The organism is Aeromicrobium sp. (genome assembly GCF_032084975.1).
Taxonomy (GTDB): domain Bacteria; phylum Actinomycetota; class Actinomycetes; order Propionibacteriales; family Nocardioidaceae; genus Aeromicrobium.
This window is the reverse complement of record NZ_DAMDLR010000097.1, coordinates 1-8,268: the sequence shown is the minus strand read 5'-3', so window position 1 is coordinate 8,268 and position 8,268 is coordinate 1. Positions and strand designations below refer to the sequence as shown.

Sequence of the window (8,268 nt, the reverse complement as noted above, 5' to 3'; positions counted from 1 at the left end):
CCGACCACGGCTCGGCGGTCCCCCGCACCGAGCTGGACGACCGCATCCGTCAGGCCGCGCTCGACGCGGGCGCCATCGGCGTCGAGGGCGCGAAAGCCGTGGACGTCGAGCGGGCCGCCGACGGCTCGGTCACCGGGGTCGTCGTCGAGACCGCCACGGGTCGCGAGGTCATCGGCTGCCGCCGGCTCGTGATCGCCGACGGCGTGCGCTCGACCCTGGGTCGCGCCCTGGGCCGCGAGTGGCACCGCGACACCGCCTACGGCGTCGCCGGGCGCAGCTACGTGAAGTCCGGCCGCGGTGACGACCCCTGGATCTCCTCGCACCTCGAGCTGCGGGGCCCCGACGGCGACCTCCTGCCGGGCTACGGCTGGATCTTCCCGCTCGGCGACGGCCAGGTGAACCTCGGCGTGGGCGCGCTCGCCACCGCTAAGCGGCCCGCCAAGATCCAGATCCGCCCGCTGATGGAGTTCTACGCCACGCTGCGACGCGAGGACTGGGACCTGGGCAGCGAGCTGCGGATGCCGACCTCGGCCCTGCTGCCGATGGGTGGCGCCGTCTCCGGCGTCGCCGGCCCGAACTGGATCGTCATCGGCGACGCGGCGGGCTGCGTCAACCCGCTCAACGGCGAGGGCATCGACTACGGCCTCGAGACGGGCCGCCTCGGCGCCGAGCTGCTGGCGACCGGCGACTCCCCCGCCGAGTCGTGGCCCGCCCTGCTGAGCGCTCACTACGGTCCCGCGTTCTCGATCGCGCGCCGACTGGCCGGGCTGATCACGGTGCCCCATCTGCTGCCCACCGCGGGCCCGGTGGGGATGCGCTCGCACGCGCTCATGACGATCGCCCTGCGGGTCATGGGCAACCTCGTCACCGACGAGGACCGCGACCTCACGGCGCGCGTCTGGCGCTGGGCGGGTCGCCGCTCGATCCGCCTCGACGAGCGGCCGCCCTTCTCCGGCTGACGACCCCACTCTTGGGCACTCCGCTCCAGTTTTGGCGCGCGATTCCCGCCGCGGGGGTCCAGGGAAGGGAATCCTGCACCAAAAGTGGTGGGGCGGGGCCGGTAGCCTCAGCCGGGTGCTGAGGATCTCCACCGTCAATGTCAATGGCATCCGCGCCGCGTGCCGCAAGGGCATGCAGGAGTGGCTCGAGGCCCGCGACGCGGACATCGTGACCCTGCAGGAGGTGCGCGCGCCGGACGCGATCGTGCACGAGATCCTCGAGGGCACGGGCTACCACGTCGTGCACACCGAGGCCGCGGCCAAGGGCCGCGCCGGCGTCGCCGTCATCAGCCGCCTCGAGCCGACCAGCCATCGCGTGGGCAACGGCGACGAGTACTTCGACGACACCGGCCGCTGGATCGAGTCCGACCTGACGCTGCCCGACGGCTCGGTGCTGACGGTCGTCAGCGTCTACGTCCACTCGGGCGAGGCCGGGACGCCGAAGCAGGAGGACAAGTACCGCTTCCTGGACCAGATGTCGAAGCGGATGGCCGAGCTGGGCGGCATGGACGGGCACGCCCTCGTGACGGGCGACCTCAACGTCGCGCACACCGAGCTCGACATCCGCAACTGGAAGGGCAACGTCAAGAAGTCGGGTTTCCTGCCCGACGAGCGCGCGTACTTCGACCGTTTCTTCGGAGACCTGGGCTGGTACGACGTGCACCGCCACCTGGCCGGTCCGGTCGACGGGCCGTACACGTGGTGGTCGATGCGCGGGCAGGCCTTCGACAACGACACGGGCTGGCGGATCGACTACCAGCTGGCCACCCCCGAGCTGGCGCAAGCGGCCCGCGTCGCCACGGTCGACCGCGCGGCCAGCTGGGGCGAGCGGTGGTCCGACCACGCGCCGCTGACCATCGACTACGACCTCTGAGGGGGCATGGGCGCGGGGGACGCGCCGTCCCCCCGGATGCACGCCCCCCGCATGGCCGAGCCGCTGAGCGGTCGGCGCACCACGACGCACGCGCGTGGTTCTTCGTGACTATACCGGCGTAGTTCTTCCGTGTCCGCAGGCCACTCCGGGTTCATCAGATTTTTCCCTTCCCACGTGTCGCGAGGATGGACCGCACGTGACCGCCGTGTCGTAGGGTGGTGAGCAGTTGCACGACGTTGGACAGCAGAAGGATGCGGATCCCTTCGGGGCATGGTTCCTCTCGCGTGTTGGATGTGCGTCGCGACCGTCGGACGTGAAGAGCGCGGCCGACTCTCGCCAGGGAAATCAAGAGGAGAACGACCATGGCCACCGGTACCGTCAAGTGGTTCAACGCCGACAAGGGCTTCGGCTTCATCGCCCCCGATGACGGCGGCGAGGACGTGTTTGCGCACTACACCGCGATCAACTCGAGCGGCTACCGCTCGCTGAACGAGGACCAGAAGGTCGAGTTCGACGTGGAGCAGGGCCAGAAGGGCTTGCAGGCCGCGAACATCCGCCCCCTCTGAGCGGACGCACTCGCACCGAACGTCAAGAACCCCACCACCGCGAGGTGGTGGGGTTCTTGCTGTCAGTGCCGGGAGGGAGCCGGACTCACAGATGCGGCTGATGCCGCGGCCTCGCTCGGCGGACTCCGAGGAGTTCGCCGGGGGCGGCCGGGAAGGATTGCGGTACGGACGCGGGCGTGAAACCCCGAGGCGCTGCATTCCTCTGACGTCGTGTTCCGTGGTCCTTCCCTACCCCGACCATAACCGCGAACTGCCTCGAACACCAGAGAGTCTCACTGCGAGATCACGACCCGCACGAGGCGGTCGTCCCCACGCGCCGGATCGCCCCGGCCGTCGGTGTTCGAGGTGCCCATCCACAGTGAGCCGTCGGGCGCGACGGCGACCGAGCGCAGCCGTCCGAGCTCCTCGATGAAGAACGCCCGCGGCCTCCCCGCGGACCCACCCTGCAGCGGCACCTGCCACAGCCGCTCACCGCGCAGGGCGGCCACGAAGGCACGGTCCCCGCTGATCGCGAGGCCGGCCGGGGACGCCTCGGCCGTCGACCACGTCGCCGCGGGGCGGACGTACTGGTCGTCGCCGCCGTCGCCCTCGACGTTCGGCCAGCCGTAGTTCCCGCCCTTGACGATCCGGTTGAGCTCATCGGTGGTCTGGTCGCCGAACTCGGTGGCCCACAGTCGGCCCTGGGCGTCCCAGGCGAGGCCCTCGACGTTGCGGTGCCCCCACGACCAGACCTCGTTGTCGAACGGGTTGCCGTCAACGGGGCGACCCTGGGTGTCGATGCGCAGGATCTTGCCGTTGCGCGAGTCGCGGTCCTGGGCGGTGCCGGAGTCGGCCGCGTCGCCGACCGCGACGAAGAGGTGGCCGTTGCGGTCGAACGTGAGCGCGCCGCCCTGGTGGTTGAACGCCTTGCGCAGGCCGGTGACGATCGGCTCCGCCGAGCCGATGCGCTCGCCGTCGAACTCGAGCCGCACGACGCGGCTGTCCTCGGGCCCCGTCAGGTAGGCGTAGAGCGCTGTCTCGTCGCCCGGCGCCAGGGCGAGCCCCTGCAGGCCGCCCTCTCCCCCGGGCGCGACGCCCGGCACGTCACCCACCTGGGTCACCTGTCCGTCGGCCGTGACCCGCACGATCGACGCATCGTCGCGTTGCGTGACCAGCGCCGTCCCGTCGGCCAGGAACACGATCGCCCACGGGACGTTGAGCCCGCTGGCGATGGTGCCGTCCAGCTGCGGGTCGATCGCCCGTGGGCCCGGCGGGGGTGTGGTGGTCGGCGGTGTGGTCGGTCCGGTCGAGGCGCTGGGGGCCGGGGCGGGATCGTCCCCCGAGCACCCTGCCAGCCACGCCGCACCCACGGCCATCCCGCCGAGAATCACCTGCCTGCGATCCATGCCCTCGATCATGCCCCAACCACCGGAATGCCACAGTGGAGGTGAACGTTGACATCGATGTCCCCGAGGAAAGGCCACCATGACCACGATCAACCTGACCGCCGACACGTTCCAGGAGACGGTGACCCGCGACGGGATCACCCTCGTGGACTGGTGGGCCGGCTGGTGCGGCCCGTGCATGCAGTTCGCCCCGGTCTACGAGGCCGCCAGCGAGCAGCACGCCGACATCACGTTCGCCAAGATCGACACCGAGGCCGAGCAGGAGCTCTCCGCCGCCGTGCAGATCTCGTCGATCCCCACGCTCATGGCCTTCCGCGACGGCGTGCTGCTCTACGCCCAGCCCGGTGCCCTCCCCGCGAACGCGCTCGAGGAGATCATCAGCCAGGTCAAGGCCCTCGACATGGATCAGGTCCGCCGCGAGATCGCGGCCCAGGAGGCCGGCGATCCCCAGGCGACGGGTGAGCCGCAGAACTGACAGGATCGACTCATGAGCCGTGTGACGTGCCCCGTCCTGTCCTCACGCATCATGAGTGCCGAGGAGGCCGCTCGCTTCGTCCGGCCCGGCGACAACGTCGGGATGAGCGGCTTCACCGGGGCCGGCTACCCCAAGCTGGTCCCGGGTGCCCTCGCGGCGCGGGCCGACGCGGCCCATGCCGCCGGTGAGGACTTCCGCATCGGCCTGTGGACGGGGGCGTCGACGGCGCCGCAGGCCGACGGGGTGCTGGCCCAGGCGCACGCGATCTCGACCCGGCTCCCGTACAACTCCGACCCGCTGCTGCGCAAGCAGATCAACGCGGGCGAGGTCGACTACGTCGACGCCCACCTGAGCCATTCGGCGCAGCAGATGTGGTTCGGCTTCTACGGACCGCTCGACATCGCCGTCATCGAGGTGACGGCGATCCTGCCCGAGGGACTGCTGGTCCCCGGCAGCTCGGTGGGCAACAACAAGACCTGGCTCGACCAGGCCGACAAGGTGATCCTCGAGGTCAACCACTGGCAGCCGCGCGAGATCGAGGGCTTCCACGACATCTACAGCGGGACGCGACTGCCGCCCGACCGTCGGCCTCTCACGCTGACCGAGCCCATGCAGCGCATCGGGGAGCCGTACCTGTGGGTCGACCCGGCGAAGGTCGTCGCCGTCGTCGAGACGAACGAGCCCGACGCCGGCGCCGCCTTCTCCGAGCCCGACGACGTCTCCCGTGCCATCGCCGGGCACGTCGTGGACTTCCTGCGTGGCGAGGTCGGTGCGGGCCGGATGCCCCCGGAGCTGCTGCCGTTGCAATCGGGCGTGGGCAACGTCGCCAACGCGGTCATGCAGGGACTGGACCACAGCGAGTTCACCAGCCTGGTCGCTTACACCGAGGTGCTGCAGGACGGACTGCTCGACCTGCTCGACAGCGGCACGCTGCGCGCGGCGTCCACCGCGTCATTCGGCCTGTCGCGGGAGGGGATGGAGCGCTTCCACGCCGGCATCGACGGCTACAAGGGTCGGATCCTGCTGCGCAGCGAGGAGATCTCGAACCATCCCGAGGTCATCCGCCGGCTGGGCGTCATCGCGATGAACGGCATGATCGAGGCCGACATCTACGGCAACGTGAACTCGACCCACGTCATGGGCAGCGCGGTCATGAACGGCATCGGCGGCAGTGGCGACTTCGCCCGCAACGCGTACCTCAACTTCTTCCTGACGCCGTCGACCGCGAAGGACGGGGCCATCTCCACGATCGTGCCGATGGTCAGCCACGTCGACCACACCGAGCACGACGTGCACGTCATCGTGACCGAGTACGGCCTGGCCGACCTGCGCGGGCTCTCCCCGCGCGAGCGGGCCGAGGCCGTCATTGCGAACTGCGCCCACCCCGACTTCCGGCCGCGCCTGCGCGACTACTTCGAGCGCGCGATCGCCGAGCGCCCGAACGCCCGCCACACGCCGCACCTGCTCGACGAGGCCCTCTCGTGGCACCAGCGCTACCTGACCACCGGCCGGATGTGACGCGGCGCGACTCGCCTGGCGTGAACACGCGTCCACCCGTGGCAGTGATGGGCGTGGTCGGCGCCCTGCTGGGCCTGCTGCTCGCCGCCTGCACGTCCGACCCCGCCGAGAGGACCGCCTTGTCCGAGGCCTCGCTGCCCACGCCCTCCGTCCGTCCCTCCCCGGCGGCCAGGCCCACTCCCCCGCCGGACTTCAGCGAGCTCGACCGGATGGCCGACGCCACGGCGTCGACCTGCACGCTCGTGATGCGCGGTGACGAGGTCGTGCACGAGCACCCGGCCGGGTCACGGCACGCCACCCGCCGGATCTACTCGATCACGAAGTCCGTCGTCGGCGTCCTGCTCGCGATCGCGGCGGACGAGGGACGCCTCGGCCTCGACGACCCCGTCGGCCGGCACGTCCGCGAGTGGCCCGCCGAGTCCTCGGCCGTGACCGTCCGGCACCTCATGTCGATGACGTCCGGCCGGGCGTGGTCCGAGGGAGCGGACCGGGCGATGATCGGCGCCGTCGACCAGACCGCGGCCGCGTTGGCGGCCGGTCAGCAGGACGCTCCCGGGACGGCGTGGCGCTACGACAACATGGCCAGCCAGGTCCTCTCAGCGGTGCTGGACTCAGCCGTCGGCGACCCCGCGGCGTATGCGCAGGCACGCCTGTTCGGGCCGCTGGGGCTGACCGACACCACGTGGGAGCGTGACGGCGCCGGACGGATCAAGGCCTACGCGGGCATCGTCTCCTCGTGCGCGGACCTGGTCCGCCTCGGCGCGATGATGCGTGACGGCGGGCGGTTCGGCGACACCGAGGTCGTCCCGGCTGAGTCCGTCGCGGAGCTGACGGCGTCGTCCTCCGACCTCAACGCGGCCTACGGACTGCTGTGGTGGACGAACACCGAGGGGCGTGTCACCGAGGTGCGGCGGGCGGCGGGGTTCGAGCAGGACCGCCCGTCCTACACCGGGCGACTGGCGCCGGGCGCGCCGTCGGACGCTTTCTGGGCGCTGGGCTGGGGCAACCAGCTGGTCGCCGTGGTGCCCTCGTCGGGGGTGGTGGCCGTCCGCCTCGGTCCGAGGCCCGCCGACGCGGACGACCTGACCTTCGACGGGTTCACCGGCGCGGTGCTGCGAGGCCTGGCCGGCGAGCCCGGCTGACGTCAGGCGGCCGTGATGAACGACCGCATGCCGACCGAGCCGAGGTCGATCTCGGTGTTGAAGAACCCGATGTCCTCGCCGGGCTCGAGCAGGCTGAGGGCCGCGACCATCGGTCGGTAGTGATCGTCGGTCGGCACGGCGATCCGCGCGGCGGACCAGGTGCGGTACGGGTCGACCAGCTTGGCCACGTCGCCCGTCGCCAGCGCGTCCGCGGTCTGGGCGTCGAACTCCTGCGCCCAGTCCCACGCCGGCCCGCCGCCCCAGCGGACGCGGTTGAGCGCGTGCACGATGTTGCCGCTGCCGATGAACACGACGCCGCGGCGACGCAGGTCGCGCAGGCGGGCGAACAGCTCGTACAGCCTCGGCAGCGGCATCGCGTAGTCGATGCTGATCTGCAGCACAGGGACCTGCGGCGCGGGCGCGAGGAACTTCAGGACGCTCCAGGTGCCGTGGTCGAGGCCCCACTGACTGTCCAGCCGCGCCTCGTACTCGACGAGGTGCTCGGCCAGGATGCGCGCCACCTGCTCGTCGCCGTGGCTCTCGTACTCGACCCGGTAGAGCTCGTCGGGGAAGCCGCCGAAGTCGTAGATGACCGGATTGCGGGGCGCATCGGTGATGTGGGTGCCACCGGGGGTCAGCCAGTGCGCGCTGATCACGACGATGGCCTGGGCGGCGGGCAAGCCGGCGCCCACGCGCTCCCACTCGCGCGTGAAGGAGTTGTCGCTGATGGCGTTCATCGGGCTGCCGTGACCCACGAACAGGACGGGCATGCGCGGGCTGGGCACGAGGCGGTTGGCCAGGTCGGACAGCGAGTGCGTCGGGACCGACGCGGGGCGCAGGTTCATCGCGTCTCCTTGGTAGTTGATGATTCAACTATAGCATCCGGCGTCGGGGATTTGAAGCCGTGAGCGACAATGGAGGGATGGTGACCGCGACCGAGTTGCAGATCGCTCTGCGGCACCCGGTCCGGTTCGAGATCGACCCGGACGACCCCGCTTCCTCGCGCTTCGTGTTCGATGCGCCCCAGGGTCCGATCGAGGCCACGGCGAACGAGGCGGTCGGTCCCCTGAGCGGTGGCATCCGTGCCCTCAACGCCGATCCCAGCGCCCGCGCCTGGGCCACGCCCGCGATCGTCGCCCTGCGCATGATGGCGACGGGAACCCTCGCCTCCCCCGGCTCGGCGGAGCTGCAGCAGATGCTGGACGCGGGACGATCCATCGGGCCGACCGCGGCCGAGGGCCAAGCGACCATCCGCGCCTTCCTGGCCGCCCTCGTCGCCGACGCGCCCGCCGTGGCGACCACGCCCCAGC

8 protein-coding genes and 1 pseudogene are annotated in these 8,268 nt (G+C 71.1%); 7 read left to right on the top strand and 2 right to left on the bottom strand.

All coding sequences use genetic code 11. The features are described from left to right. From RT323_RS15065 to RT323_RS15055, 3 genes are all read left to right on the top strand, one after another. A partial coding sequence (locus RT323_RS15065; protein ID WP_313409909.1) for an NAD(P)/FAD-dependent oxidoreductase occupies positions 1-959 on the top strand: 959 nt, incomplete at its 5' end. Between the two features lie 115 nt (positions 960-1,074). Next, entirely contained in the window at positions 1,075-1,872 is a 798-nt protein-coding gene (locus RT323_RS15060) for an exodeoxyribonuclease III (RefSeq protein ID WP_313409907.1), read from the top strand. Positions 1,873-2,234: 362 nt separating this feature from the next. After that, positions 2,235-2,438, top strand: coding sequence for a cold-shock protein (locus RT323_RS15055; RefSeq protein WP_313409905.1), 204 nt, complete (start codon positions 2,235-2,237; stop codon positions 2,436-2,438). Positions 2,439-2,710: 272 nt separating this feature from the next. On the opposite strand, the gene RT323_RS15050 is transcribed toward RT323_RS15055, so the two are convergent. Further along, the gene (locus tag RT323_RS15050; RefSeq protein WP_313409903.1) at positions 2,711-3,823 is read right to left on the bottom strand and encodes a PQQ-dependent sugar dehydrogenase; all 1,113 of its coding nucleotides are present in this window, start codon (positions 3,821-3,823) and stop codon (positions 2,711-2,713) included. A 79-nt stretch (positions 3,824-3,902) separates the two neighbouring features. Between RT323_RS15050 and RT323_RS15045 the strand changes: the two genes are divergently transcribed. The 3 genes from RT323_RS15045 to RT323_RS15035 are packed head-to-tail and all read left to right on the top strand — an operon-like array spanning position 3,903 to position 6,958. Further along, the gene (locus RT323_RS15045) at positions 3,903-4,298 is read left to right on the top strand and encodes a thioredoxin family protein (RefSeq protein ID WP_313409901.1); all 396 of its coding nucleotides are present in this window, start codon (positions 3,903-3,905) and stop codon (positions 4,296-4,298) included. A 12-nt stretch (positions 4,299-4,310) separates the two neighbouring features. Next, positions 4,311-5,816, top strand: a complete 1,506-nt coding sequence (locus tag RT323_RS15040; protein ID WP_313409899.1) for an acetyl-CoA hydrolase/transferase family protein — start codon at positions 4,311-4,313, stop codon at positions 5,814-5,816. A 20-nt stretch (positions 5,817-5,836) separates the two neighbouring features. Next, entirely contained in the window at positions 5,837-6,958 is a 1,122-nt protein-coding gene (locus RT323_RS15035; RefSeq protein WP_313409898.1) for a serine hydrolase domain-containing protein, read from the top strand. A 2-nt stretch (positions 6,959-6,960) separates the two neighbouring features. Here the strand turns inward: RT323_RS15035 and RT323_RS15030 are convergent, their stop codons facing one another. Next, entirely contained in the window at positions 6,961-7,803 is an 843-nt protein-coding gene (locus RT323_RS15030) for a class III extradiol ring-cleavage dioxygenase (RefSeq protein ID WP_313409896.1), read from the bottom strand. A gap of 77 nt (positions 7,804-7,880) precedes the next feature. Here RT323_RS15030 and RT323_RS15025 point away from each other — a divergent pair. Next, positions 7,881-8,268, top strand: a pseudogene (locus RT323_RS15025) (ATP-dependent helicase); the annotation flags it as partial.